The organism is Kingella negevensis, assembly GCF_030177895.1.
Classification (GTDB): Bacteria; Pseudomonadota; Gammaproteobacteria; order Burkholderiales; family Neisseriaceae; genus Kingella_C; species Kingella_C negevensis.
Window position 1 is genome coordinate 123,130 of record NZ_CP123448.1, and the last position, 25,141, is coordinate 148,270.

Below are 25,141 nucleotides of genomic sequence, written 5' to 3' on the forward strand. Positions count from 1 at the left end.
AATGGGTAAATTACTTTTTAATAATTAAAGTTCAAATCCTTTTTGAAAGCCATACATATCAATAATTTTAGCTTTTGAATAAAATAAACCTGTTGTTGTATTTTTAAAAGTAATTAATTGAATATCTTGGCTTAATTCATCAATAGTATTTTTATTTTGTAAATAAAATTGATGAATGACGTGCAATGAATCTTTATTAAATGAACTAAAACCACAATGATGCTTTAAGTTATTTTGAGAAATATTTTTGAATGCTTTGGTGAAATATGTGTCATACGCAGGCACAATACCAAATACACCTAATAAAATTTTAGTAATTAAAGTCAAAGCTCGCTCATTGTTTTTAATCAAAATACTTTTAATATTTTTATAGAGTTCTAATATTGTTGAGTATTTTTCAGGGTAATTATTGACATCGATTTCCCATACAGACGAATCTTGCTGATAAATAAATTCTACTAATGGTCGCAAATAAGCTGGATTATGGTATTGCAGCAAAAAACTAGAGCCTCGTAGCATTCCCCAGCTTGCTAAATATCCCCATAAAATATAACAACTTTTTTCTATATCAATATGTTGATTGATTTTTGAAAAATAAAAGTGTGTATAACAAAAATCAAAACTTCTATAACGATGAGTTTCATCATTTTGCATAGTCTGTATAAATTTATTTACGATTAGAGTAATATCATTATTCATATTTACTCACTTGTTTAATATTAAGGTAGCTTAAAAATGTATAGGTCAGATTCTTGAATCCGACATTCCCCAAAAATAAACGCCAGCAAGTGTAGGTCGGCTCTCCGAGCCGACATTTCAGGCAGCCTGAATTTAGAAAATGTCTGCTCGGAGAGCCGACCTACCACTTATTTCAAATTCTCCGCCAATACCCCAATATGCTCAGGCGAAATCCCACAGCAACCGCCCACAATCTCCGCCCCCGCATCGCACCAAGCAGTTGCCCACGCCAAATAATTCTGCGGTGTCGTGTCCTTGCGGATTTCGTCCAAACCGTCATTCGCATCATTCATTTCATCGCTCACAGGCTCAAACGCATTGGCATACAAGCCAATTTTCAGGCTGCCTGAAAGCACGTTCGCCGCCGCTTGCACCGCCGCTAACATCACTTCAGGCTGGCTGCAATTAAACAACATCGCCGCCGCCCCCAATTCACGCGCCACTTGCGCCGCCACGCGCACCGATTCGCCCGAACGCAAAACAGGTTCATCATGCGGCTGCATGTCCTCCAGCGTAAACGACACCCAAAACGGATGCGTGTCATCGCCCAACTGCTTCCGCCAATTTCTCACTTCTGCTGTGCTGCTCGCCGTTTCCGCCAGCCACAAATCCACAAACGGCGACAAGCCACAAATCAACGGTTGTGCCAATTCATCGGCTTTTGTTTCATCAAACAAATCAGGGCGATACGAGCCAAACAAAGGCGGTAACGACCCAGCCACTTGAACCGATTTACCGCTCAATTCCACCGCTTCACGCGCCAAGTTTCCAGCCGTTGCCGCCAAATCTTCCGCTTCATTTTGAAAACGCGATTCGCCAATATGAAACGGCACAACCGCGTAACTGTTGCTCGTAATCATGTCCGCCCCAGCACGGATAAAATCCAAATGCGTGTCGCGTACCGCTTCAGGAGCTTCGGTCAAAGCCAACGCCGACCATTCAGGCTGCCTGAACGGTGCGCCACGTCTGTGCAATTCGCGACCCATGCCGCCGTCTAAAATAATTGTCATGATGTTTCCTTTCGTATCAATAAGTTGGATTTTCAGGCAGCATGAAAAGATAACTGAACGATAACGGTGTGTTGCATGAATTTCAAACGAGAAAAATTGGTTTTCTTGATGAATTTTGTTCATGAATATATTTTCAGGCTGTAATTTTGAATTTTAGCATAGCTTATTAAAACTTTTAAAATACAAATAGTTATGTATTTTTAATTATATATTAAATTCAAAATAAAATAGTACAATTCTAATTTTATCTTTAAGGGCATAAAATGGCATATTCAATTGATTTACGAGAAAAAGCATTAAATTGTTACAAGCAATGTAACAATGCAAGTAAAGTTGCCAAAACCTATGGTATCTCAAGAAATACGCTTTACCTTTGGATTAAATACGCAAGCACTCAAACAATATATTGAACAAAATCCTGATGCTTATCTCTATGAAAGGGCTGAAATGTTTAGTTGCTCCACATCAACTATTTTTTATGCGCTCAAAAAATTAGGTATCACGCGTAAAAAAAGACCACCACTTACAAAGAACAAGACCCAGAAAAAGTAGCTCATTATTTAGCTCAGTTAGCCCAATTTTCTGACTACCCGCTTGTTTATTTAGATGAAACAGGATTGGATACCTATTTCTTTCGTCTGTATGCTCGTAGTCCGAAAGGGGAAATTGTTAAAACCAAGATAAGCGGTAGAAAATACCAACGCTTATCATGAGTTGCAGCGCAAATTGGGCAAAATTTAATTGCGCCAATGATTTATCAAAATACAATGACCAGCGATTTTTTTGAAGCATGGTTTGAAACTATGCTATTGCCCAATTTACCTGAAAAGTCATTATGGGCAAATATTAAGAAATATATGCGTTCAATTTTGCCTAGTTATGATAATTTCACAGATGCGTTACTATCCTATTTTTATTTTAATTAACTATATTGAACCAAACAAAAAGTTATAAAAAAACGTGGCTGGAATTATCCAACCACGTTTTTCAGACTGCCTGAAAAATTATTTTTTCAATTCAGGCAAGAAACCGTTAGACCCTTGCATATTGATATTCCACAAAAATTCGCCATAGCGATAGCGGTCTTTTTGCGCAGGGTCGATTTCAGTGTGCACTTCGTCTTCGCGACCGCTGTTCACCAAGTCCAGCAAATCAGGGTTCAGCAACACGGTTTTGCCTAATGCAACCATGTCTGCCCAGCCTGTATCAAAGGCATCTGCGATTTGTTTTGGTGTAATCAAATTGCCTACGCCGATGAATGGTAATCTGCCGTTAATGTGTGCGTGCAGCAATTCCATGCGTGTTTTGGTTTCATCTGCGCTACGACGTGCGTGGTTGTAGAAATCGTGCAGTGAAACGTGCAGATATTGCAGTGGTTTTTCTAACAATGCGTCAATCAGCGCGTATGTGTCGGTCATGGTTAAGCCGTTTTCACCTGGTTCTTCTGGCGAGAAACGGTAGCCGATGATGAAATCTGGGCGATTGTGTTTAGCTACGGCTGCGGTAACGGCATCCACCACAGCTAACGGGAATTTCATGCGGTTTTCGCGGCTGCCGCCCCATTCGTCTGTGCGTTGGTTGCTTTCGGCTGAATAGAATTGTTGGATTAAATAGCCGTTTGCGCCGTGAATTTCTACGCCGTCATAACCTGCTTGCACAGCTAAATCGGCGGCGTTGGCAAAACCTGCGATGATTTCGCGGATTTCGCTGTCGGTCAATTCGCGTGCGCCGTTCATGGCTGATGGAGCAACGATTTCGCCATTGTTCAACGCTGGGATAGATTGATGACCGCCGTGATGAATTTGCAAAATGGCGGTTGTACCTTGTGCTTTGGCGATTTGTGCCACTTCGCTCAGGCTTGGCAAGTCTTCTACACCAATCGCTTCAGGCTGCCCGTGGAAGGCTTTGCCGCTTGGGTGCACCAAAACGCAGGCTGAAATGAACATACCAAAGCCGTTGAAACGGTCGCGCAAGTAGTTGCGTTCTTCGTCTGTGATGTGTCCGTTTTCGTCTGATGTGCAGTGTGTCATCGGTGCGACTACTAGGCGGTTTTTGATTTCTACGCCGTTATTGAATTTAATGGGTTGGTATAGTCTTGAAAAATCGGTTTTCATGTTTTTTTGTGTGTTTGGTTTATCGGAATGGGGTAGGTTAGGGTAATGGGCTGAAATTCAAGTTATAGTGAATTAGAATAATAATACAGCGTTGCTAACGTTCTTATGTGCCGCGCGCACACGGTGGACGTTGTTGCTTCGTCTTTAATTCACCATATTTTCAGGCTGCCTGAAAAATGGGCAATCCACATCATGCGCGCCGCTCAAATAATTCAAACTCATCAAAAATTCGCCCACAATTTCATTGCCCACAAATTTGAATTGCTTTTTGAATAGCTTAACCCAATCTGCTTTTTCTCGTGGGTGATGTGCGTCTAACCATGCTTTGAAACTACCGTATTCTTGCTGTAAACGCAAAATTTGTTGCGCGTTATAAATCGCAGCCTGAATTTTTAGGTGGTTGCGGATAATGCCTGTGTCGCTCAGTAAACGGGTCATATCGTGTTCATCAAACGCAGCAACTTTCGCTACGTCAAATTGTGCATACGCAGCCTGAAAATGGGCGCGTTTTTTCAGAATGGTTGTCCAGCTTAAACCTGCTTGATTGATTTCTAAAATCAGTCGTTCAAACAATATGTTATCGTCTGATTGGGGTACGCCGTATTCTGTGTCGTGATAGGCTTTGTTGGGGTTGTCGGTATTGTTGGGCAATTCTGCGCAGAAAGTGCAATAACTCATTGTTGCTCCTTAAAAAATTTCAGGCTGCCTGAAATCAAGCAGCCTGAAAAACATTAACCGCGCATGCGTTTCAATACTTCTTCTTTACCCATCAACGCCAACACGGCATCAACAGAAGGTGTTTTCGCTGTACCGCACACCGCCAAACGCAACGGCATACCCAATTTACCCATTTTAATCCCTTCTTCATCGCAGAATGGTTTGAACAAATCGTGAATGCTTTCCGCTGTCCAAGTGTCCAACGCTGCCAATTTTTCCGCAAAGCGTTGCATGCGCGCTGGGGCTTCTTCGTCCCAATGTTTCGCCACGTCAGCTTCGGCTGGTATCGCTTTTTGATAGAAATACGCGCATTCAGTCGCCAACGCATTCAAATCTTGAGCGCGGTCTTTAACCAACGCGATTACGTCTGACAATTTCAGGCTGCCTGAAACGGTAACACCTTGTTTTTGCAAACGTGGTAGCGTCAATTCCCCCAATTTTTCGTTGTCGGTCGCTTTGATGTGTTCCGCGTTAATCCAAAGCAATTTTTTGCTGTCCATGCGGCTAGGGCTGGCTGAAACGTGCGCCAATTCAAACCACTCAACAAATTGATTCATCGTGAAAAATTCATCATCGCCATGTGCCCAACCCAAACGCGCCAAGTAATTCAGCAGCGCTTCAGGCAGGATTCCCATGTCTTCGTATTCGGTAATGGCTACCGTGTCGCCACTACGTTTGGAAATTTTCTTGCCTTGCTCGTTCAAAATCATGGGCAAATGCGCGTATTCAGGAATTTTTGCGCCCAATGCTTTGAAAATATTGATTTGTTTTGGCGTGTTGTTTACATGGTCGTCGCCGCGAATCACGTGCGTGATGCCCATGTCAAAATCGTCCACGACTACGCAGAAATTGTAAGTTGGTGTGCCGTCTGCACGCGCAATAATCAAATCGTCCAACGCGGAATTGGGAATGCTGATTTCGCCTTTTACCAAATCATTCCAAACGGTTACGCCGTCCAATGGGTTTTTGAAACGGATTACAGGTTCAACGCCAGCAGGAATTTCAGGCAGCGTTTTACCTGCTTCGGGTCGCCAACGGCGGTCGTAGGTTGCCGTGCCTTCGCGTTCGGCGCGTTCACGCATTTCCGCCAATTCTTCTTTGCTGCAATAGCATGGGTAGGCGTGTCCTTGTTCAACTAATTGTTTAATCAGCTCTTTATAGCGTGGGAAATTTTGCGTTTGGTAAACGATGTTGTCTGAATTTTTTGCATCCAAGCCAACCCATTCCATGCCTTTTAAAATTACTTCTACTGATTCTTTGGTTGAGCGTTCTAAGTCGGTGTCTTCAATGCGCAGCAAGAAATCGCCGCCGTGGTGTTTGGCAAATGCCCATGAATACAATGCGGTACGCACGCCGCCGATGTGTAAATAACCTGTTGGGCTGGGTGCGAAACGAGTTTTAACTGTCATTTTTGTCTTTCTGTTGGAATTTGAGAAAAGGTGTATTTTACCGTTTTTTACACAAAAAAGGCAGCCTGAAAACATAAATATGTTTTCAGGCTGCCTTTTTACTACTTCGTTACAATACAATTCTGAAATTACAGAGAAACGCGGCGGAAGTCTTTCAACAAGTTCGCCAAGAATACTGTGAATTTCATACCAGCTGCGCCGTCGATTACGCGGTGGTCAAATGACAAGCTCAATGGGCACATCAAGCGTGGTGCAAATTCTTTACCATTCCAAACTGGTTTGATTTGAGATTTGCAAACACCCAAAATAGCCACTTCAGGAGCATTAACGATTGGTGTAAAACCAGTACCGCCGATGCCGCCCAAGCTAGAAATGGTGAAGCATGCGCCTTGCATTTCTTGAGGTTTCAATTTGCCTTCGCGAGCTTTTTTGCTCAATTCAGACAATTCTTGGCTAATTTCTTTCAAGCCTTTTTTGTCTGCGTCTTTGATAACTGGTACTACCAAGCCGTTTGGTGTGTCAGCTGCGAAACCGATGTTGTAGTATTTTTTCAATACCAAGTTATCGCCGTCCAAAGAAGAGTTGAACTCTGGGAACGCTTTCAATGCTGTTACAGAAGCTTTGATGATGAATGCCAATGGAGACACTTTCACGCCAGCTTTTTCCCATTCTTTGTTCAAAGATTTGCGGAATTCTTCCAACTCTGTCATGTCTGCTTCTTCGTGAACAGTCACGTGAGGAATCATCACCCAGTTACGAGACAAGTTTTGACCAGAGATTTTCTTAATGCGAGACAACTCTTTAACTTCAACTTCACCGAATTTAGAGAAGTCAACTTTTGGCCATGGCAACAAGTCCAAACCACCGCCCAAAGATGCGCCAGAAGATTTTGCTGCGCCAGATTGCATCACGCCTTTAACGAATGCTTTAACGTCGTCAGCAGTTACGCGACCTTTTGCACCAGTACCTTTAACTGAACCCAAATCAACGCCCAATTCGCGCGCCAATTTACGAGTTGAAGGACCTGCGTGTGCTTTAGAGAAGCTAGCTTCGTTGATTGCAGCAGAAACGGCAGCAGCAACAGGAGCTGGTTGAGCAGCAGGTGCTGGAGCTGCGGCAGGAGCAGCAGCTTGTGCAACAGGAGCTGGAGCAGCGGCAGCAGCAGGTGTGTCTGTGCCAGCCACTTCAATAATCAGGCTGCCTTCAGATACTTTGTCGCCCACTTTAACGTGAACAGCAGTTACTTTACCCGCAACTGTGCTAGGAACGTCCATAGTGGCTTTGTCAGTTTCCAAAGTAATCAAAGTTTGGTCTACTTCAACAGTGTCGCCCACTTTAACTTCAACAGCAATCACATCAACGCCTGAGTGACCACCGATGTCTGGAACGTTTACAGGTTGGGCTGCACCAGTTGCAGCAGGTGCTGCGGCAGGAGCAGGAGCGGCAGCTGCTGGTTGTGCAGGTGCTTCAGTAGCAGCTGCGCCAGTTTCTACTGTCAAGATTACAGAACCTTCTGAAACTTTGTCTCCCTCTTTGATTTTTACTTCTTTTACCACGCCAGCTGCGTCAGCAGGAACGTCCATAGTGGCTTTGTCAGTTTCCAAAGTAATCAAAGTTTGGTCTACTGCGATTGTGTCACCAGCTTTTACTTCAACGGCAATCACGTCTACATTGTCGTGCCCACCAATATCTGGGACTTTAATTTCTACGATGCTCATGAATTTTCCTTGAATGAGTCTATTTAATTGAAAAATGGGTTTCAGGCTGCCTGGAAAATAGGTTTTCAGACTGCCTGGATTCAGCGCGAATTACAGCTTCCAGCTAGCTTCGCGTTTGGTATCAATACCGTATTTTTCAATTGCTTGTTGAACTACAGTAGCGTCAACTTTGCCTTCTTTAGCCAAGCCGCTCAATGCAGCAACTACTACATGGAAGCGGTCGATTTCGAAGAATTTACGCAAGTTTTCACGGCTGTCTGAACGACCGAAGCCATCAGTACCCAATACTGTGAATGTTTGACCTGCAGGGATTGCTTGACGGATACGGTCTGCATAAGTGCGGATGTAGTCAGTAGAAGCAATCACTGGACCAGTGTGGCCTTGCAATTGACGAGTAACAAATGGAACTTTTTGTTCAGCAGTTGGGTTCAAACGGTTGAAGCGTTCAGTTTCCATGATGTCGCGGTGCAATTCGTTGAATGATGGGCAAGACCATACATCAGCTTCAACGCCCCATTCTTCTTTCAACATTTTCGCTGCAGCAATCACGTCGTTCAAGATAACGCCAGAGCCCATCAATTGAACTTTCTTATCGCTGTTGCCACCTTCTTGCAGCAAGTACATACCGCGCAAGATGTCTTGTTGGATACCTTCACGAGCTGGCATTGCTGGGTGAGCGTAGTTTTGGTTCATTACTGTCAAGTAGTAGAACACGTTTTCGTGTTCAACGTACATGCGACGCATACCGTCTTGAATAATCACTGCCAATTCGTATTGGAATGTTGGGTCAAATGTGCGGCAGTTTGGAATCAAGTCTGCTTGAATGTGGCTGTGACCGTCTTGGTGTTGCAAGCCTTCGCCATTCAATGTTGTACGACCTGAAGTACCACCCAACAAGAAACCACGTGCATTCATATCGCCTGCTGCCCATGCTAAGTCACCAATACGTTGGAAACCAAACATTGAGTAATAGATGTAGAATGGAATAGTTGTAAAGCGGCTGTTTGCGTAAGAAGTCGCAGAAGCAATCCATGAAGAGAATGCACCTGGTTCGTTAATACCTTCTTGCAAGATTTGACCATCAACAGATTCTTTGTAGTACATCAATTGTTCTTTATCTTGCGGCATGTAGTGCTGGCCTTGGGTGTTCCAAATACCGATTTGACGGAACATACCTTCCATACCAAATGTACGGCTTTCGTCAGGTACAATTGGGACGATGCGTTTGCCCAATTCTTTGTCTTTAATCAATGTATTCAAGATACGCACGAATGCCATGGTAGTAGACAATTCGCGTTCACCAGTTGAATCCAATTGTGCTTGGAATGCGCTCAATTCTGGCACCGGCAATTTTTCATCAGTTGGGTTACGAGATGGCAAGTAACCGCCCAATGCTTTACGTTGGCCGTGCAAGTAGTTGTATTCTGGCGTACCTTCTGCAAAGCGAACATATGGCAAGTGGTCGCCTTCAATTTGTTCGTCAGTTACAGGGATGTTGTGGCGAGTACGGAATTGTTTCAAAGAAGCAACGTCCATTTTTTTCGCTTGGTGAACGGTATTTTGACCTTCACCTGCTGCACCCATGCCGTAACCTTTAACTGTTTTAGTCAAGATTAATGTTGGTTTACCATTAGCGTGGTTCACTGCTTCGTAGTAAGCGTTATACACTTTAACTGGGTCGTGGCCACCAAATTCCAAATTGAAGATTTGTTCGTCTGTCAAATCAGCAACCAATGCTTTCAATTCTGGTGTGTTGAACATGTGTTCACGGATGAATGCACCGTCTTTAGAGTGGTAGTTTTGGTAATCGCCATCAACGATTTCTTCCATGCGAGCTTTCAATGCACCTGTTGTGTCTTTAGCCAACAATGCATCCCAGCTGCTGCCCCAAACTACTTTGATTACGTTCCAGCCTGCACCACGGAATACACCTTCGTATTCTTGCATGATTTTGCCGTTACCGTTTACAGGGCCGTCCAAACGTTGCATGTTGCAGTTAATAACGAAAATCAAGTTATCCAATTTATCACGAGCTGCGATAGCCAAAGCACCTTGTGATTCTGGTTCTGTCATTTCACCATCACCGCAGAAGCACCATACTTTACGACCTGCAGTTTTAGTCAAACTACGAGAATCCAAGTATTTCAAGAAACGTGCTTGGTAAATCGCCATCAATGGGCCAAGACCCATAGATACAGTTGGGAATTGCCAGAAATCAGGCATCAAGTGAGGGTGTGGGTAAGAAGACAAACCATCATCAAATGCTTCTTGACGCAAGTTGTCCAATTGGGCGTCGCTCAAACGACCTTCAACGTATGCACGTGCATAGATGCCAGGTGCTGAGTGACCTTGCATGAATACCATATCGCCTTCAACACCATCACCTTTAGCTTTCCAGAAGTGGTTGAAACCCACATCATACAAAGTAGCTGCAGATAAGAATGAACCAATGTGGCCACCTAAACCGAAGTCTTTGTGTTGCGCATTGATAACCATTGCAGCATTGTTCCAGCGAACAGCAGCACGGATTGCGTGTTCCAAGTTGGCATCGCCAGGCATGGCAACTTGTTTGTTAGTTGGGATAGTGTTTTGATAAGCAGTGTTGATGCCAACAGGTACGCTAACGCCTTGGTCTTTTGATGTGCCCAATAATTGTTCCAACAGGAAACGTGCGCGGTCTGCGCCTTCGTTTTCTACTACAGAGCGAATTGCATCAACCCATTCTTTGGTTTCGATAGGATCGATATCGTTTACTGCGTTATAGGTTTGAGACATTGTGTCTATCCTTCCAGTAGTTTAGGTATTGAAGTTGATGTGAAACTTCAGGTTGTGATAACGCTGTATATGAGAATCTCTCAATACAGATGAAAAACAGATAGATTGTATCGCTAAACGGAGGTGAATGGCAAATTTAGGCAGCCTGAAAACGGGATTTAAACGATAAAAATGCGAAAATATAGGAAGTGAGTTTTATTTGAGAAAAAAGGGTTTTTGATATTGATTTGATGTATCGGATTGCCTTGTGGCAAAATTTCGCGTTGAACTTAAAAAATGATGAAAATAATGAAGAAAATTATTCCTACTTTCCACGTGTTATCTAAACTAGGTATGTTCTTTGCGTTATTGATGCTTTTTCCAACTTTAGTTGCTTATGGGTATCAAGATGCTGCCTTTGATATTTTTTTGTATACAGCAGTGATTGCTGAGATGATTTTTGGCGGAATTTGGTTTCTAACACGAAAATATCAACGAGAGTTACGCTCAAGGGACGGTTTTGCGTTAGTGTTTATGCTATGGCTAGGTTTTGCCAGTATTGCAGCCTTACCTTTTTATTTATATTTTCCAGAAATGTCGTTTACTGATGCATTTTTTGAAGCTATGAGTGGATTGACGACAACAGGCGCAACAGTCATCACAGGCTTAGACAACCTGGCGCCTTCACTTAATTTCTGGCGACACATGCTCAACTGGCTGGGCGGCATGGGGATTATTGTGTTAGCCGTAGCCATTTTGCCATTGTTAGGCGTGGGGGGCACACAATTATTCAAAGCTGAGATTACTGGATTAGACAAAGACAATCGTACCGCTCCGCGCATTTCACAAACAGCCAAACAATTATGGCAACTTTATTTATTGTGCACCTTGCTCACCGTTATCGCTTTACGTTGGGTAGGGATGACATGGTTTGACTCGATATGTCACGCCATGTCTGCTTTGGCAATGGGTGGTTTTTCTACGCATGATGACAGCATTGCGTTTTTCAATTCTCCAGCAATTGAGTGGGTCATTATGTTTGCTACATTGGTAGGCGGCATCAATTTTGCCAACCATTTTGCCGCATTAAGAGGCAAAACTTTGCGTCATTACTGGCGTGATGAAGAAGTACGCGTGATGTTACTCACTTTATTTTTAAGCATTGTCACCGTTAGTCTTTATTTATATTACAAAGGTTTCTACTCTTTATTAGATGCGTTTCGGTACACCAGTTTCAATTATGTATCCATCGGTTTAGCCAGTGGCTTCGCTAATGCTGACTTTGGCACATGGCCATTGATTGCATCATTATGGATGTTTTTACTTTCCAATGTATTAGCAAACACAGGTTCTATGGGTGGCGGAATTAAACTGGTTCGCGTATTAGCGTTGATTAAAATATTTTTCCGAGAAACCACATTATTGCAACACCCAAAAGCCATTCATGTCGTTAAGGTTAATGGTCGCGCTTTATCAGACCATGTTGCCATGTCCATTACCGCATTCATCTTCGCCTATTGCACCACCATCATATTTTTCACCTTTATTATGATGATAACAGGCATGGATTTTATTTCCGCCTTGACATCTATGGTCGCATGTATTACCAATGCAGGACCAGGATTGGGTTTAGTAGGGCCTAGTCATAATTACGCAGGTTTGAACGACCTTCAGAAATGGATTTGTGTAATAGTTATGTTATTGGGTCGATTGGAAATTTTTACTGTTCTGATATTGTTTACACCAAGTTATTGGAAAAAATGACGCAGTAAAATAAATAATGTTAAGAAAAAGAGTAATTCTTATCTTAAGTGTAGACAGAAATATGAAACATGTGCAAACTGCGCGAAGTTGGTAGGGGAGAGGCAATTTTGTTTCTTTTATACAACAGTATACCAACTAAATTATTTCATACACAAAATTCAGCAAGGAGCTAAACAATGGCACAATCTAAAATTACAGTAAGTGGACTAAAAAGCAAAGAAGACGGCGACCGCTTAGTAGAAAAAACCAGTAGCCTAGCAAGCGTAAAATTTATTAATGCAAACCATGAAGGTGGTTTTGTAATCGTTACTCACGGTGATGATTTTGATGAAGCAGCGTTCAAAGCAGCCGTAAATGCAGCAGGTTTTGGTGCATAAACCTGCAAATAAAAAAGCAGCCTGAAAATGATTTCAGGCTGCTTTTTTGTTTAAGCTAAAAACTGTTTCAAAGCACTGCGGCGGTTTTCCGTATTGCCACACGCAGCCTGAAAACCACTTTCGCCGCCCCAATACACAAACTGCTTTTTCGCGCGAGTAATCGCTGTGTAGAGTAGAGCGCGACTAAATTCTGCTTGTGTCGGCGCGACAAACCAAACTTGCTCGTATTCCGAACCTTGACTTTTGTGCGTGGTAATCGCAAACGCAGGTTCACACTCAGGCAAGCGCGACAGGGGAACGCTGCGCCAAGTATCGCCATTTTGAAACCACGCGCACAAGTTTTCTGAATTTTCAGGCTGCATAATAATCCCAATATCGCCGTTATACAGATTTTGGTTGGGCGCGTTTCGCATAATCATAATGCTTTGCCCTGCAAACCAAATTTCATTGGGCACGATATTGCGGTGTTGTTGCAGCAGTTGGTGATAAAGCGTGTTGATTTGTTCCGCATCGTCACGCAGTGCGGTTAAAACCATCAGTTTGGCTTGTTCGGCAAACGCTGCGGCAACATCGCCTGAATCAATGGCTTGCCAGTAATTTTTGTGCGCTTGATACAGTTGTTTGACGAGTTTGACTGGGTTTTCAGGCTGCGTGTGCAATTCTTCTGGGAACTGCGCAAAAGTTTGCCACGCGTTTGCGTTGCCTGTGCCAACGGCGCGCGCTAGGTTGCCAATGCCGCTATCGCTGCCAAATCGGTGGCTGAGCGTGAGTTTGGCGTGTTGCTGCGCGAGCGTGTGCCAATCGGTGCGTTCAGGTAACAGGGCGTTGAGTTGGGCGATGTTTTCAGGCTGCAAAGGTTTGCTGTGCGACAAGGCAGCAAGAATCGCGCCTGCACCTACGGACGGTAATTGGTCGGCATCACCTAGCAAAATCACGCGGCAATGGTCGGGTAGGGCGAGCAGCAGTTGCAGCAGCAAATGGTTGTCGAGCATGGACGCTTCGTCAATCAATACAATATCCAGCGAAAGGCGGTTGTGTGAGTGGTATTCAGGCTGCATTTGCGGCGGTTTTAAGCCGAGCAGTCGGTGGACGGTTTGTCCTGATAATGCATTGAGATGTTCGGCGGTGGCTTCGGGCAAATTGGGGATTTGATGAACGGCATTTTGCAAGGCTTCGGATAGACGTGCAGCGGCTTTTCCTGTGGGTGCGGCTAGGGCGATGTGCGGCAAGGTTTTATTTTGACATAGTAATCCGAGCAGTTTGGCAACTGTGGTGGTTTTGCCTGTGCCAGGTCCGCCGCTGATTAAGATGAAGTTTTCTTGCAGGGCGAGTGCGGCGGCAGCTTGTTGGTCTTCGCTGCCTGAAAGTTTGAACCATTCGCGTAGGTGTTTAGTGTGGTTTTCAGGCTGCGTGATGCAATTGTTTGTGGATAGGCGTTTGATTTGTTTGGCTAAGTCATTTTCTAATTGCCAGTTTCGTGCGATGAATAATTGGTTTTTGTGTAGCACGATGGGGGAGCGGCTGTCGTTGCCCACAATGGGCTGGGCTTGGGCGAGTGTTTCGCTGTCGGTGGGGCTGATGTAGATAAAGGTATCGCCATTGGCAAAGGCAGCGAAGAGTCGTTCCACAAATGGGGCGACGATTGACGCGGCTTCGGGGGCGATTTGGTTGAAAAGCGTTTGGGCGGCGTGGGCTGGGGAATGGGTTTTGTCTGGCATGGTTTTCAGGCTGAGTGTGAGGGAATGGGGTTGTATTATAAGTAATCTTGCAGGCTTTGTTGGAGCAGTTTAATCAATTCTGCGTCCATGTAGTGATAGTTGTCGGGAATGTCTAACACGATAAGAGATTTGTATTGTAGAGCGCGTGGAAATGCAGCTTTTAGGCGCAATTTCTGTTTTTCTTCCATCACAAAAATGTGGTCTGCCCATGCAATATCGGTAGCGGAAACGGTGCGCCGCGCGTTTGGGCTTGTGCCAGCAGAACGCGCGGTGTGATGTGGGTGTTGGCGGAAAAGCTGCTCGGCGGTTGGGCTGCGTTATTGGTTGCGGGAACATATGAAGAGTAGGTTCATGTGGGGGAATCGATTTCAGGCTGCCTGAAAACTCATTTCCCCAACAATCTAAAAATCCGCGAAACCGCATCAACTCTCTGCTCCACCGTCTCGCCGTCAATTTCCACGCGCAACTTATCTGCCCCAGCCATGCGCCAGCCCTTTTCGCGCTGCATCAAGCCGATAATATGTGCTGGCTCAACCGTCATATATTTGCCAAACGTCAAAGTTGCCGCCGCCGCATTCACATCAACCGACACCACACCCAACGCTTTCGCCGCCAAACGCAGCCGATGACTGTCCACCAAAGTCTTCACAGGCGTTTCAGGCAGCCCGAATCTATCCACCAATTCTTCAAAAATTGCATTGATTTCATTCATATTTTCGCAAGCCGCCAAGCGTTTGTACAACACCAAACGCTCGTGAATATCAGGGCAATAACTTTCAGGCAGCAACGCAGGCGCGTGTAATTTAATCTCTGTACTCACGCCCAACGGCGCGTCCAAATCAGGCACACGCCCTTTTTTCAAATCCCGCACCGCTTGTTTTAGCATCTCCGTGTACAACGTCAAACCGACTTGCATCATCTCGCCCGATTGCCCCTCGCCTAAAATTTCGCCCGCGCCACGAATTTCCAAATCCTGCATGGCAAGCGCAAAACCCGCGCCTAATTCGTCCGCCGCCGCAATCGCGTCCAAGCGTTTTTCCGCGTCTTTCGTGATAAATTCGGGCGTGAGCAAATACGCATACGCCTGATGATGACTGCGCCCCACACGTCCGCGCAGTTGGTGCAGTTGCGCCAAGCCAAATTTATCCGCCCGATTGATAATAATCGTGTTCGCGTTCGGAATGTCAATCCCCGTTTCAATAATTGTGGAACAGAGTAACACATTGAATTTTTGATTTAAAAAATCACGCATCACTTGTTCCAACTCACGTTCACGCAACTGACCATGTGCCACACCAATTCGCGCTTCAGGCAGCAAGTTTTCCAATTTATCGCGCATATTTTCAATCGTATCCACTTCATTATGCAGGAAAAAAACTTGTCCGCCGCGTTTCAATTCACGCAAAACGGCTTCCTGAATACTGCCCTCGCTAAACGGTTTCACAAATGTTTTGACGGCAAGGCGGCGGCTCGGTGCAGTCGTAATCAGCGAAAAATCACGCAAGCCCTCCAACGCCATACTCAACGTACGCGGAATCGGCGTGGCGGTCAAAGTTAGCAAATCCACATTGGCGCGAAGTCGTTTCAGTTGCTCTTTTTGGCGCACACCAAAACGGTGTTCTTCGTCAATAATCACTAAACCCAAGTTTTTAAACACAATATCATCTTGCACCAATTTATGCGTGCCAATCACAATATCCACCGTGCCATTCGCCATGCCGTCAAGTGTCGCTTTCGTCTCCTTACTGCTGTTAAAACGCGATAACGCCGCCGTTTTTACAGGAAAATCGGCGAAACGGTCAGCAAAATTCTTCGCGTGTTGTTCAACCAGCAACGTGGTAGGCGCAAGCACCGCCACCTGTTTGCCGCCCATGACCGCCACAAACGCGGCGCGTAACGCCACTTCCGTTTTGCCGAAACCGACATCGCCGCAAATCAGCCTGTCCATTGGTTTGGCTTGGGTCAAATCTTTCATCACGGCTAAAATGGCGGCGGCTTGGTCTTCGGTTTCTTCGTAGCCGAAACCGTCCGCGAATGCTTGATAATCCAATTCATTGATTTCAAATTTAAAACCAGTCTGCGTGGCGCGTTGGGCGTATAAATTGAGCAATTCGGCGGCGGTGTCTCGCGCTTTTTCGGCAGCTTTGTGTTTGGCTTTGCTCCAAGCGTTTGTGCCGAGTTTGTGCAGCGCGATTTTTTCGCTGGCGTTGCCTGCGTAGCGGCTAATTAAATGTAATTGTGCAACAGGAACATAGAGTTGCGCTTCGTTGGCGTATTCCAGCAACATCATTTCATTTGCGCCGTCGCCGAAATCCAATACAGTCAAGCCCATGTATCGCGCAATGCCGTGTTCTTGGTGGACGACTGGGTCGCCGATGTTGATTTCTGCCAAATCGCGTAACGTGGTGTCGGACACGCTGGCGTGTTTGCGGCGGCGTGTGCGTGGTTTGCTAACATATTGATATAAATCGTTTTCAGTAATAACTGCCATATTTTCAGGCAGCCTGAAACCTTGCGACAAAGGCGCGACACACGCCCCAAGTTGCAGGCTGCTTGTTGAAATAAATTCACGCCAATTTTCAACGTGTTGCAATTCCAAACCATGCTGCCTGAAAAACGCCGACATTGTTTCGCGCCGCCCCAAACTTTCCGCGCAAACTAAAATTTTGCCGTCAAACCCATTCACAAAATTCGCTAAATTGCGTAAAGGCTCGTCCGATTGACGATTAACCGCCACATTCGGCAAATCGTGAACGGCAGACGGCTGCGTCCAAATTTGCGGAAATTTTTTCAGGCAGCCTGCAAATTGGTCGGGCGACAAAAACAAATGCTGCGGTTCAAGCGGCGGATAATGCGAATCGCCCTGCGCCATTTGGTAGCGCGATTTCACATCACCCCAAAAACGGTTGGCGTAGGCGTGAACATCGTCCGTGCAAACCACAATCGCATCATCATCAATATAATCAAATAGTTGAACACAGCCATTTTCAAAAAAGAGCGGCAAATAATATTCCACGCCTGCGCCAAATTGTCCGTTGCCGACCGATTTATAAACCACCGCGTTGGCAAAATCGCCGTCAATTTCTTCGCGGAAACGGCTGCGGAAAATCTTTTGCGTGTTGCTGTCGGTGGGAAATTCGTGCGCTGGCAATAGGCGGATTTCATCAATGGATTGGATTGTTCGTTGCGTTTCGGGGTCAAACGTTTTAATCGTATCAATCTCTTTATCAAATAAATCAATGCGATACGGAAACTCACTTCCCATTGGAAACAAATCCACAATCCCACCGCGCACCGCAAATTCGCCAGCCGCCACCACGTTGGAAACCGCGCTGTAACCTGCGTCCACGAGATTGGCGCGAAGTTGCTCGACGTTTAAATTTTGCCCGACTTTGAGCCAAAAGGTGCGTCCCGAAATAAACGAAGTCGGCGCAACTTTTTGCATGGCGGTGGAAACGGGCAGAAAGAGCGCGTTTACGTTGCCGTTTTTGAGCTGCCACAAGACGGAAAGTCGTTCGGAAACAAGGTCTTGGTGTGGCGAAAAGTGTTCGTAGGGGAGTGTTTCCCAATCGGGGAGATAGAGCGCGGTGTCGCTGGGGCGGAAAAATTGCCACTCGGCTTGTAGGCGTTGGGCGGTTTCGGAATCGGGGGTTAAGATGATTTTGAGTGGGTTTGAGGGAAGATTTTGGGCGAGTAAGTAGGCAATGCTGCCTGAAGAAAGTTCTGTCCAGTAGGTTTTTTGGGTGGGTTTGGGAATGGGGTAGTTCATGTTTTTCAGGCTGCCTGAATGATTGAAAGATGCGGTATTTTAGCAAAAAAGGCAGCCTGAGAACTGGGATTGTTTTCAGGCTGCTTTTATGGGGTTATTTGCCCTTTTATTTTAAAGTTTCCAGATGTCCTTTTGCATTTTCTCTAGCATCTTCATCGGCTGTTTGATTAGCAACTTTTTGATACCATTGAACGGCTTGTTGATAATTTTGCGCTACGCCTTGTCCTTGTTCATACATTACGCCCAAATTGTGTTGCGCTGCTGCATTGCCTTGATTAGCTAATTCGCTCCAAATTTTAAATGCAGTTGTGTAATCTTGTCGGTTATAAGCAGCCAAACCTTGGTCATCATTATTTGCCAAAACAGGCATTGCCACACTTAACATTGCAGCCGTTAAAATGCTCAATAAAATTTTTCAGGAGGGGGAAATCGCATCTTGCGTCCTTTCCAGTCTATAAAATAAAAAAATCGTTTCAAAATGAAACGTTAAAGAGTGTAATCCACGCAGCCTGAAAATGGCAAATCTTTGTTTTCAGGCTGCGTGAATGTGTTGGGAAAATGCCATAATTTTTCAGGCGGCGATTGAATGGTTTGAATGCAGCCTGAAATTGTGCTGTGTGATATTGCTGTGTTTTTGTAAATCTATTATAATGCGCAGCTTAACTTTCTGAACACGGGTCGGTAGCTCAGGGGTTAGAGCAGGGGACTCATAATCCCTTGGTCGTGGGTTCGAAACCCACCCGACCCACCAAACAAAAAACCGCATGAAATCTAGCTTTTCATGCGGTTGCTTTATTTTTAAAACAGCGTGATTCGTTCTACATTTTTTCGTCTGTTCTACATTTCTCTCAAAAACACCCAAAAATCACGTCAATGAATTGCCCCAATCCAGCTTGGTCGGTTGCACCAATTTACCCTTATGATGCCGCACATACTGCACCGTCATATTACTATTTTTATGTCCCAACAAATCACGCGCCGCATTTAGCCCCAGTTCCTCATCCTTGTCCGTACCAGCCTTGGCGCGTAAGTCCCGAAATTGAAAATCCGCCTTATCCACCCCAGCCAATCGCCGCGCCTTGTCCATGCCATAGCGCAACTGGTTATACGAAATCGACCGCTCATCTATGCCTATCTGCACGATTGAACACACGCCAAAACATATCGTCCGACACATACACATCGCGCCCTTTTTCCACATTTTTCTTGACACCGCGCACAGGATTTTCATTATCCGCATAACCCCATTCACGCGCCTTATTAAAAATATGGCTAAACAACGCCACTTCACGATTTGCCCGAGTTTTCGCCGCTTTACTGCGCCAATCCAAATACTCCCGAATGTGAACAGGGCGAATCGCATTGATAGGCGCAGGCGGTTTATCAAAAAACAACAACAAATTATCCAGTTCACGAAAATTACACTTTTGCGTTGCCAGCGATTTGGTCGGCAACACTTCGCGCACATACCGCTTTGTCACATAAGCAAAAGTCAAAACATCGCTCACACGTGCCGCCATTTCCTGCACATTAAATTCACGCTCCAAATCTGCATATTGCTTTAACGCTTCGTAAAAATCCGCGCCCAATGGCAACCATTTACGCGGTTTTTGGCAAGTATCATAGTAATAATACACCTTACCATTTTTCATAACCTTTTCACGCAAACGCGCAGGTAACGACCGCTTTTTTGCCATGCTCCCCCCCAATTTAGCCAGTTTAACCATCTGTTTGATGACTTTTCCAGCGCATCGATTCAGGCGACTGCGTAGGCACAACCACCGCACCCAACACACGCTCCACCGCCGCACGTGCCACAATCGGACGACCAGCCGCATTAACCAAAAACGGAATACGCAGCTCTGCCAATGCCCGAATTTGCGGTTTGGCACGCACCTTGCCTGTCAAAACCACCATTTCATCTTTATTCAAAAACAAGCTATTCATCATACCTCCAGCCCATTTCATGCCAACCAAAGCAGCCTGCACCGCCTTTTGATATAGCATATGGCAGATTAAAAATCATTCAACCAATCCACCCATTGCGCCGCCAATTTCTGCTCCAAAGCAGCAGCATCGCGCAACACGCTTTCCAAACTATCGTATTGTTTTGGCTTGGTAAATTTTTCAGGACGCACCGCAGGCGCACGGCTTTGTTCACGCAAAGCAGCCTGCACTTTTTTCTCATAGCGACCAAAGCCCGAAGCGTCCCATGCACTCGTTCCTATGCTTCGCAAAGTCGCCAAATAATCGCGCAATTCTTGCGTTTGCTCGCTTTGCTGTTTAGCGCGATTCGCCTGTTCATGCGCTTGGCGCACCCATTCTTGCTGTTCATCGGCATGATGTTGCACCCAACCCAACCAACGCTCCGCATTCCATTCAGGCAACCGCAAGCTCTCGTCCAAAGCCGACATTTCTTCGCGCCATTGACGTTGTACCGCTGGTGGCACTTCCGAATCTTGCGCCAAAGCAGCCTGTATAAAATCGCGCTGTTTTGCCCAACCTGCACGCGCAGTCGGACCAAATACATGGCGCACACTTTCTGCCACGGTTGGATTTTTTGCCGATTTTTGACGCGGTTTTTCATCGTCCAACAAATTCGTAGAGTTATTGACACCAGTCCAAGGGGTGGCTACGCCACCTTTATCGAAACACAACACCCACTCATGAATGCGCGTGAACCGAATTTCGCCTGTTGTTGCACACAAAACCCCACGAATCGCTTTATCGCACGGCTCACCATAACGATTTTTTGCCACTTCGCCCGATTCCATGGGCAATTCTTTATACAGCTGCACAGGACGGTCGGCACGTTTCACATGCACACCGCCCATCACTTGCACAAATTTACCCCAGTCGCCCAAATCCGCCGCACGCGCCGCACGCAAAATTTCGCTGTCTTCATCAGGCTGCTTATCGGCAAACTCACGGCGCAATTCACGCCACACCGACACAGGCGGCCCACCAATTTGCTGAAATTGACGAATGCCCCATAAGCTCGCCCAAGCGTCCACATAAGCCGCCGTTGCCGCCGCACTTTCCCCTATCAAACTCTCGTCATCATCGCCAATTTCCTGCCCCAGCGCATTTTTGCCGTCAATATTCTTGGCAATGTATTTAGCGATGTAGCCAGCAGCCGTGCCACGATTCCAATCAATCGCCTTAAAATCCACTCGCGCTTTCACATCGTGAAACACACGCCAATTTGCCTTGCTCCAAAATTCATCTTCCACCGCAAAACGCGCCGCAATCTCGCTTAAAGATTGCTTCGCTTCGCCGCAGCTCAACAAAGCAGCCTGCACTTCACGCGCGTGCTGCAAACGCTCGCCTTTGCGCAAAAAATAGCGCAAACCCAATTCTTCGCGGCTATCGCGGCAGCCATGTTTTGCCACAATGCGACGAAACAAATCGCGCTGCTCGGTTGGCATAAAAAACAAACCATGCCAATGTGGGCAGCCATCGTGGTGCGGCTCAACCACGCGAAAACCATAAATCTGAATATCGTTGCGCTTCAATTCCGCCAACACACGCGCCCACACACGGTTCAAATAAACCGACGCATCACGCGGTGTGCTGCCATCGTATTTACTGTTTTCCGCACCACTCAAACGATGTGCGCGATGAAAACGGCTCGGACAAGTCAAAGTCATAAACTCGCCAGCATGACCCAAATCCTGTGCCACCGATTCAAAGCCAGCAATCCGCACCATTAATTCCGCACGGCGAATCGCAGGATTAGCATTGGATTTTTCAACCAACTCCGCCAATTTAAATTCCTGCCCCAATTCATTTACCATCAACATCATATCCAGCACAGCCGCATTACGCGCTTTTTGCTGCCGTCTGCGTTGCACATTGTCGCGCGATGTATAAAGCCATTTTTTAGCGTGAACCAAATTGCAATGACCGCGATACACATGCTCCAAACGGCGCATAAACACACGTCTAAAATGCCGTTTCCACCAACGCGCATCACGCAAACGCAGCGAAATCGCGTCAAAAAAACCAAGCTCAATTTGCTTGGCAAAGCGCATAAACCAATCCACACCCAACGCTTGTGCCTTTTCGCGCTGTGTATCCAAATCCCAGCCGTAGTACACAATGCCTTGTTCAAAGCGTTTGGCGGTGTTTTCTGCCAGTTGCACAATTTCATCATCGCTGGCATTCAAATCCAATGGCAAATTATGCTGCTCAAACGGACGCAACAAATTATCCAGCCAGTCGTCCGCCTCCCAAACGCTAAACACGTTATTCACGTTATAAGTCAATTTCAGCGCATCGGGATTGCGTAACTTGTCGGCACGGCTCAACCAGCCTGCACGCGCCACTTGGGCAAAATAATTGGGCAAGCTATCCAAACGCTGCTGCATTGCCAAGCTCAGCAAATCTTCTACCTTTGGGTATAAATTGCTGACTTGATTTTGCTGCAAAAATCGGCTTGCCGATTGCGTTTTTTTGCTTGCCACCACCGCCATTTGACTGCTCCTATTGCTCTACTTCACGTTTTACACTCGGGTTGGCATGACTGCCCAATTCGGCAATGCCCACCCCACTAATACCCACAAATTCGCGCCCTGTGTCGCTATCTTTAATCACATACACACCGCGTTTATTGCCGTATGCCGTACGTTGCTGCGTTTGCCCTGTGCAGGCTGCCAATGCCAAAAACACCGCCAACCACAACATGTTCGCCACTTTACGGATATAGCAATGTTTCATGGCTCGCGCTCCATTTGTCCTGCCACCGTTTTAAACAACTCGCCACTCACCACCAAGCAGCTTGTGCGGCGCAAATCGCGTCTGCAATGCAAACGACCTGCCACAAACCCCACCACAAACAGCACTACCGCCACCAATGCCACCGTTACCACTAATAAAGCCCAAGTCAAAAATCCCATGTTGTTACTCCATATCATTGTTTGGTTGATTTAAATTCAATTTCTGCATCAATTTCGCGTTGTATGCATCAAACTCTTTGACACATTGCTTTTGCTCCATGCCGCGCAACCGCTCAAACAAACCATGCGCCTTGTTGGCAGCAATCGCATCGCCATCAAACGACTGCTCACCATAGCATTTTGCCAAGCGAAACAACCGCGCCGCTTCGCGCTGCACACAGCCATTTATCGCCCCATTGATTGGATGATTCATACTTCACGCTCCACATTCAAACCACGCATCCGCGCCGTTCGCTCTGACGACTTCAACAACTTATCCACGCGATGTGCGTAGTCGCTCAATTCAATCAAAAACAAAGTTGGCAACGCCCACGCCAATTCACTTTGCACCGCCAAATGGTTTGCTTGTCGTGCCAAACGTGCCATTTGTGTCAAAATTTCCTGCATCTGCTTAATCGCTTGTATCTGCATGGGTTTTAGCAACACATCAAACAAAATAGGCTCGGATACCTTGACTTGTTTTGCTGCACCCACATTCAAGTTGCGCATAATTTTGGCATTTTTCATTTTTGCTTCGTCACACACTCGATACATTTCCGCCACCAACACCCCAACGTCCAAATCCTCCAGAACATCATCAAGTCCAGCCGCCATTGCCATACCCCTAATCCAATTCGCTCAATACATCGCCATTTGCCATGGGTGGAAGTCGCTTGCTTTGATATTTCGCGCTGGGCTGGCTTAACGTGTGCGTGACTTCAAACACGCCACAACCCGACCAACCACACAGCGGATTCACGCATTGCACCAAACTATATTGCCGCGATAAATTACTCACACGCTGACTGCGCTTAATTGCCGTAGGACCACCGCAAACAGGGCAATCAATGACCACCCTGTATTTAATTTTCGTCATGCTTTGCTCCAAAAATTCGGTCGCTTTGCACCGCAATACCAAGCAGCCTGCGAACCGATAAATGCACTCTGCGCCACAAACGCGCACTTTCTTCGCTTTCCAATTTGCCGTCTTCGGTCATTTCGCGCCATTCGTCCCACAGCAAGCCCACATCGCGGAACGTGTGCAAAAAGTCTTCGGTAATATCCAAGCCCAACAATGCAGCTGCGTCCAGTTCAGGCAACTTCACAAACACGCCACCGCTTTCGCGCGCCACCGCTTCGGCAAAATCCGTGCGTTCGGTCATGCGCTGCATAATCATTGCCTGCTCAATGCTCAACGCCTGCCCCTTAATTTGATACAAACGGTTTTCCAACGCCGATAGCGTCAAGCCCAGCATAGCAGCCGTGGTGGCATGACCACCGTTGGGCGATTTTGCCATTTCACGCAAAGACAGTTGAATTTGGTTATTCATGATTTACCCCTTATTATTTTGGTGTTCAGATTGCACCGTTTTGTCTAAACTCTCGCCACGAATTAACTGCACACCGCGTAAAAAAACTTGCCATTGAATACGGTCAATCAAGGCAGTATCGTAGCCATATTTATCAAGACGAATGCCACAAAATTCGCCATATTCTTCGCGCAATGCTTGTTCATACAGCTCGCGTTCTTGCGGATAATCCGCAGGCAAAAAGCGATAAGTTCTCGCTTCGATTTGAGCAGATTCAAGTAATTGAGCAGGCGTAGCATCACCTTCTTTAAACCATTCAATACGCCGTGCTTGCAGTTTGTCGCGCAGCCCTTTTTCAGGGATAGGTTTTAAAATAGCTTTGAGTTGTTTCAGAAATTCCTTTTTATCCATGATTTGCCCCTTCATCACACAGCGGTGCGTGCCTTAACCACTTCATAAGCACGGTCTATGGCAGCCATGCGAATAAAAGCAGCGATTGGCATACCGCTTAATTCAGCCGCTCGGCAAATAATGTCCTTGTTTTGAACAGGAACACGCACATTTACGATAGGAGACGCGCCTTTTTTATTAGACGCACGATTGATATTTTCAGAAGACATGATAAAATAACCTCTCTTGTATGCTGTTTGTATATTGTTGCAGATATATCAAACAAGTGAATAAGTGAGAGCAGAATGTTTCAATCCCAATATTTAAACGATTCACGCTCAGAATTTGATGAAGCAATTAACACCTACATCGCGTAAAATCCAGAATATTTTGCAGAGAACGCGCAATTTCTTAAA

Annotated in this window: 26 protein-coding genes, 1 tRNA gene and 1 pseudogene; 5 read left to right on the forward strand and 23 right to left on the reverse strand. The window is 45.8% G+C overall.

Translation table 11 applies throughout. The features are described from left to right. Positions 1 to 24: 24 nt before the first annotated feature. Together QEO93_RS00610 and QEO93_RS00615 are read right to left on the reverse strand one after the other, a co-directional pair. Entirely contained in the window at positions 25 to 699 is a 675-nt protein-coding gene (locus tag QEO93_RS00610; protein ID WP_032137555.1) for a hypothetical protein, read from the reverse strand. 167 nt (positions 700 to 866) lie between these two features. After that, complete coding sequence (locus QEO93_RS00615; RefSeq protein WP_284627601.1) at positions 867 to 1,871, reverse strand: homocysteine S-methyltransferase family protein; 1,005 nt, start codon at positions 1,869 to 1,871, stop codon at positions 867 to 869. Positions 1,872 to 2,011: 140 nt separating this feature from the next. Here QEO93_RS00615 and QEO93_RS00620 point away from each other — a divergent pair. Next, positions 2,012 to 2,674, forward strand: a pseudogene (locus tag QEO93_RS00620) (IS630 transposase-related protein). Between the two features lie 78 nt (positions 2,675 to 2,752). On the opposite strand, the gene QEO93_RS00625 reads toward QEO93_RS00620, so the two are convergent. The 5 genes from QEO93_RS00625 to aceE all read right to left on the reverse strand — a co-directional run bounded on the left by QEO93_RS00625 (position 2,753) and on the right by aceE (position 10,481). Continuing rightward, positions 2,753 to 3,862 carry an NADH-dependent flavin oxidoreductase gene (locus QEO93_RS00625; protein ID WP_032137556.1) on the reverse strand — a complete coding sequence of 370 codons (1,110 nt, stop codon included), beginning with the start codon at positions 3,860 to 3,862 and terminating at the stop codon, positions 2,753 to 2,755. 144 nt (positions 3,863 to 4,006) lie between these two features. Beyond that, complete coding sequence (locus QEO93_RS00630) at positions 4,007 to 4,540, reverse strand: DNA-3-methyladenine glycosylase I (RefSeq protein ID WP_032137557.1); 534 nt, start codon at positions 4,538 to 4,540, stop codon at positions 4,007 to 4,009. A gap of 53 nt (positions 4,541 to 4,593) precedes the next feature. Next, on the reverse strand, positions 4,594 to 5,988 hold the full coding sequence (gltX, locus tag QEO93_RS00635) for a glutamate--tRNA ligase (protein WP_032137558.1): 1,395 nt from the start codon (positions 5,986 to 5,988) through the stop codon (positions 4,594 to 4,596). Positions 5,989 to 6,116: 128 nt separating this feature from the next. Further along, on the reverse strand, positions 6,117 to 7,706 hold the full coding sequence (gene aceF / locus QEO93_RS00640) for a dihydrolipoyllysine-residue acetyltransferase (RefSeq protein ID WP_032137559.1): 1,590 nt from the start codon (positions 7,704 to 7,706) through the stop codon (positions 6,117 to 6,119). A gap of 90 nt (positions 7,707 to 7,796) precedes the next feature. After that, a complete protein-coding gene (aceE, locus tag QEO93_RS00645; protein ID WP_032137560.1) occupies positions 7,797 to 10,481 on the reverse strand; it encodes a pyruvate dehydrogenase (acetyl-transferring), homodimeric type in 2,685 nt (894 codons plus the stop codon). 288 nt (positions 10,482 to 10,769) lie between these two features. On the opposite strand from aceE, the gene QEO93_RS00650 reads away from it, so the two are divergent. Beyond that, positions 10,770 to 12,224 (forward strand): TrkH family potassium uptake protein, encoded by a 1,455-nt coding sequence (locus tag QEO93_RS00650; RefSeq protein WP_032137561.1) that lies wholly within the window; start codon positions 10,770 to 10,772, stop codon positions 12,222 to 12,224. Positions 12,225 to 12,400: 176 nt separating this feature from the next. Next, positions 12,401 to 12,601 (forward strand): hypothetical protein, encoded by a 201-nt coding sequence (locus tag QEO93_RS00655; protein ID WP_085815472.1) that lies wholly within the window; start codon positions 12,401 to 12,403, stop codon positions 12,599 to 12,601. Between the two features lie 50 nt (positions 12,602 to 12,651). Here the strand turns inward: QEO93_RS00655 and recD are convergent, their stop codons facing one another. Continuing rightward, positions 12,652 to 14,319 (reverse strand): exodeoxyribonuclease V subunit alpha, encoded by a 1,668-nt coding sequence (gene recD, locus QEO93_RS00660; RefSeq protein ID WP_032137563.1) that lies wholly within the window; start codon positions 14,317 to 14,319, stop codon positions 12,652 to 12,654. A 35-nt stretch (positions 14,320 to 14,354) separates the two neighbouring features. After that, complete coding sequence (locus QEO93_RS00665) at positions 14,355 to 14,507, reverse strand: phosphotyrosine protein phosphatase (RefSeq protein ID WP_209434861.1); 153 nt, start codon at positions 14,505 to 14,507, stop codon at positions 14,355 to 14,357. A gap of 9 nt (positions 14,508 to 14,516) precedes the next feature. Here QEO93_RS00665 and QEO93_RS00670 point away from each other — a divergent pair, with 9 nt between their 5' ends. Beyond that, a complete protein-coding gene (locus QEO93_RS00670) occupies positions 14,517 to 14,666 on the forward strand; it encodes a hypothetical protein (protein ID WP_209434862.1) in 150 nt (49 codons plus the stop codon). Positions 14,667 to 14,704: 38 nt separating this feature from the next. On the opposite strand, the gene mfd is transcribed toward QEO93_RS00670, so the two are convergent. Beyond that, on the reverse strand, positions 14,705 to 18,088 hold the full coding sequence (gene mfd, locus QEO93_RS00675) for a transcription-repair coupling factor (RefSeq protein WP_032137564.1): 3,384 nt from the start codon (positions 18,086 to 18,088) through the stop codon (positions 14,705 to 14,707). A gap of 106 nt (positions 18,089 to 18,194) precedes the next feature. Further along, a complete protein-coding gene (locus QEO93_RS00680) occupies positions 18,195 to 18,494 on the reverse strand; it encodes a tetratricopeptide repeat protein (protein WP_052368773.1) in 300 nt (99 codons plus the stop codon). A 269-nt stretch (positions 18,495 to 18,763) separates the two neighbouring features. Between QEO93_RS00680 and QEO93_RS00685 the strand changes: the two genes are divergently transcribed. Then, positions 18,764 to 18,839, forward strand: a tRNA-Ile gene (locus QEO93_RS00685). A gap of 114 nt (positions 18,840 to 18,953) precedes the next feature. Here QEO93_RS00685 and QEO93_RS00690 read toward each other — a convergent pair. From QEO93_RS00690 to QEO93_RS00745, 12 genes are read right to left on the reverse strand one after another with little or no spacing between them, the layout of a single operon-like run. Next, complete coding sequence (locus tag QEO93_RS00690) at positions 18,954 to 19,229, reverse strand: tyrosine-type recombinase/integrase (protein WP_245190662.1); 276 nt, start codon at positions 19,227 to 19,229, stop codon at positions 18,954 to 18,956. Further along, entirely contained in the window at positions 19,210 to 19,785 is a 576-nt protein-coding gene (locus QEO93_RS00695) for a hypothetical protein (protein ID WP_245190663.1), read from the reverse strand. Before QEO93_RS00695 ends, QEO93_RS00690 begins: the two co-directional genes overlap by 20 nt. A 22-nt stretch (positions 19,786 to 19,807) precedes the next feature. After that, on the reverse strand, positions 19,808 to 20,095 hold the full coding sequence (locus tag QEO93_RS00700) for a DUF4224 domain-containing protein (protein ID WP_003789673.1): 288 nt from the start codon (positions 20,093 to 20,095) through the stop codon (positions 19,808 to 19,810). Between the two features lie 8 nt (positions 20,096 to 20,103). After that, positions 20,104 to 22,563 (reverse strand): replication endonuclease, encoded by a 2,460-nt coding sequence (locus tag QEO93_RS00705; protein WP_245190664.1) that lies wholly within the window; start codon positions 22,561 to 22,563, stop codon positions 20,104 to 20,106. A gap of 10 nt (positions 22,564 to 22,573) precedes the next feature. Then, positions 22,574 to 22,807: a GIY-YIG nuclease family protein gene (locus QEO93_RS00710; protein ID WP_032137565.1), complete on the reverse strand. Its 234-nt coding sequence runs from the start codon at positions 22,805 to 22,807 to the stop codon at positions 22,574 to 22,576. Then, positions 22,804 to 23,004, reverse strand: a complete 201-nt coding sequence (locus tag QEO93_RS00715; protein WP_143445728.1) for a hypothetical protein — start codon at positions 23,002 to 23,004, stop codon at positions 22,804 to 22,806. Before QEO93_RS00715 ends, QEO93_RS00710 begins: the two co-directional genes overlap by 4 nt. Beyond that, positions 22,991 to 23,239 carry a hypothetical protein gene (locus tag QEO93_RS00720; RefSeq protein WP_032137567.1) on the reverse strand — a complete coding sequence of 83 codons (249 nt, stop codon included), beginning with the start codon at positions 23,237 to 23,239 and terminating at the stop codon, positions 22,991 to 22,993. Before QEO93_RS00720 ends, QEO93_RS00715 begins: the two co-directional genes overlap by 14 nt. After that, positions 23,236 to 23,646 carry a hypothetical protein gene (locus tag QEO93_RS00725; protein WP_032137568.1) on the reverse strand — a complete coding sequence of 137 codons (411 nt, stop codon included), beginning with the start codon at positions 23,644 to 23,646 and terminating at the stop codon, positions 23,236 to 23,238. Before QEO93_RS00725 ends, QEO93_RS00720 begins: the two co-directional genes overlap by 4 nt. 4 nt (positions 23,647 to 23,650) lie before the next feature. After that, positions 23,651 to 23,902, reverse strand: a complete 252-nt coding sequence (locus tag QEO93_RS00730) for an ogr/Delta-like zinc finger family protein (RefSeq protein ID WP_032137569.1) — start codon at positions 23,900 to 23,902, stop codon at positions 23,651 to 23,653. After that, complete coding sequence (locus QEO93_RS00735; protein ID WP_032137570.1) at positions 23,889 to 24,356, reverse strand: YmfL family putative regulatory protein; 468 nt, start codon at positions 24,354 to 24,356, stop codon at positions 23,889 to 23,891. The genes QEO93_RS00730 and QEO93_RS00735 overlap by 14 nt, the downstream gene beginning before the upstream one ends. A gap of 3 nt (positions 24,357 to 24,359) precedes the next feature. Further along, positions 24,360 to 24,746: a hypothetical protein gene (locus QEO93_RS00740; protein ID WP_143445729.1), complete on the reverse strand. Its 387-nt coding sequence runs from the start codon at positions 24,744 to 24,746 to the stop codon at positions 24,360 to 24,362. A 14-nt stretch (positions 24,747 to 24,760) separates the two neighbouring features. After that, positions 24,761 to 24,955, reverse strand: coding sequence for a type II toxin -antitoxin system TacA 1-like antitoxin (locus QEO93_RS00745; RefSeq protein ID WP_032137572.1), 195 nt, complete (start codon positions 24,953 to 24,955; stop codon positions 24,761 to 24,763). Positions 24,956 to 25,141: the final 186 nt, after the last annotated feature.

Coding starts and splice junctions, on each gene's coding strand:
- QEO93_RS00610 (WP_032137555.1), bottom strand. CDS start 699: ATGAATAATGATATTACTCTAATCGTAAATAAATTTATACAGACTATG.
- QEO93_RS00615 (WP_284627601.1), bottom strand. CDS start 1,871: ATGAACAAAATTCATCAAGAAAACCAATTTTTCTCGTTTGAAATTCAT.
- QEO93_RS00625 (WP_032137556.1), bottom strand. CDS start 3,862: ATGAAAACCGATTTTTCAAGACTATACCAACCCATTAAATTCAATAAC.
- QEO93_RS00630 (WP_032137557.1), bottom strand. CDS start 4,540: ATGAGTTATTGCACTTTCTGCGCAGAATTGCCCAACAATACCGACAAC.
- gltX (WP_032137558.1), bottom strand. CDS start 5,988: ATGACAGTTAAAACTCGTTTCGCACCCAGCCCAACAGGTTATTTACAC.
- aceF (WP_032137559.1), bottom strand. CDS start 7,706: ATGAGCATCGTAGAAATTAAAGTCCCAGATATTGGTGGGCACGACAAT.
- aceE (WP_032137560.1), bottom strand. CDS start 10,481: ATGTCTCAAACCTATAACGCAGTAAACGATATCGATCCTATCGAAACC.
- QEO93_RS00650 (WP_032137561.1), top strand. CDS start 10,770: ATGAAGAAAATTATTCCTACTTTCCACGTGTTATCTAAACTAGGTATG.
- QEO93_RS00655 (WP_085815472.1), top strand. CDS start 12,401: ATGGCACAATCTAAAATTACAGTAAGTGGACTAAAAAGCAAAGAAGAC.
- recD (WP_032137563.1), bottom strand. CDS start 14,319: ATGCCAGACAAAACCCATTCCCCAGCCCACGCCGCCCAAACGCTTTTC.
- QEO93_RS00665 (WP_209434861.1), bottom strand. CDS start 14,507: ATGGAAGAAAAACAGAAATTGCGCCTAAAAGCTGCATTTCCACGCGCT.
- mfd (WP_032137564.1), bottom strand. CDS start 18,088: ATGAACTACCCCATTCCCAAACCCACCCAAAAAACCTACTGGACAGAA.
- QEO93_RS00695 (WP_245190663.1), bottom strand. CDS start 19,785: ATGGCAAAAAAGCGGTCGTTACCTGCGCGTTTGCGTGAAAAGGTTATG.
- QEO93_RS00700 (WP_003789673.1), bottom strand. CDS start 20,095: ATGCTATATCAAAAGGCGGTGCAGGCTGCTTTGGTTGGCATGAAATGG.
- QEO93_RS00705 (WP_245190664.1), bottom strand. CDS start 22,563: ATGGCGGTGGTGGCAAGCAAAAAAACGCAATCGGCAAGCCGATTTTTG.
- QEO93_RS00710 (WP_032137565.1), bottom strand. CDS start 22,807: ATGAAACATTGCTATATCCGTAAAGTGGCGAACATGTTGTGGTTGGCG.
- QEO93_RS00715 (WP_143445728.1), bottom strand. CDS start 23,004: ATGATATGGAGTAACAACATGGGATTTTTGACTTGGGCTTTATTAGTG.
- QEO93_RS00720 (WP_032137567.1), bottom strand. CDS start 23,239: ATGAATCATCCAATCAATGGGGCGATAAATGGCTGTGTGCAGCGCGAA.
- QEO93_RS00725 (WP_032137568.1), bottom strand. CDS start 23,646: ATGGCAATGGCGGCTGGACTTGATGATGTTCTGGAGGATTTGGACGTT.
- QEO93_RS00730 (WP_032137569.1), bottom strand. CDS start 23,902: ATGACGAAAATTAAATACAGGGTGGTCATTGATTGCCCTGTTTGCGGT.
- QEO93_RS00735 (WP_032137570.1), bottom strand. CDS start 24,356: ATGAATAACCAAATTCAACTGTCTTTGCGTGAAATGGCAAAATCGCCC.
- QEO93_RS00740 (WP_143445729.1), bottom strand. CDS start 24,746: ATGGATAAAAAGGAATTTCTGAAACAACTCAAAGCTATTTTAAAACCT.
- QEO93_RS00745 (WP_032137572.1), bottom strand. CDS start 24,955: ATGTCTTCTGAAAATATCAATCGTGCGTCTAATAAAAAAGGCGCGTCT.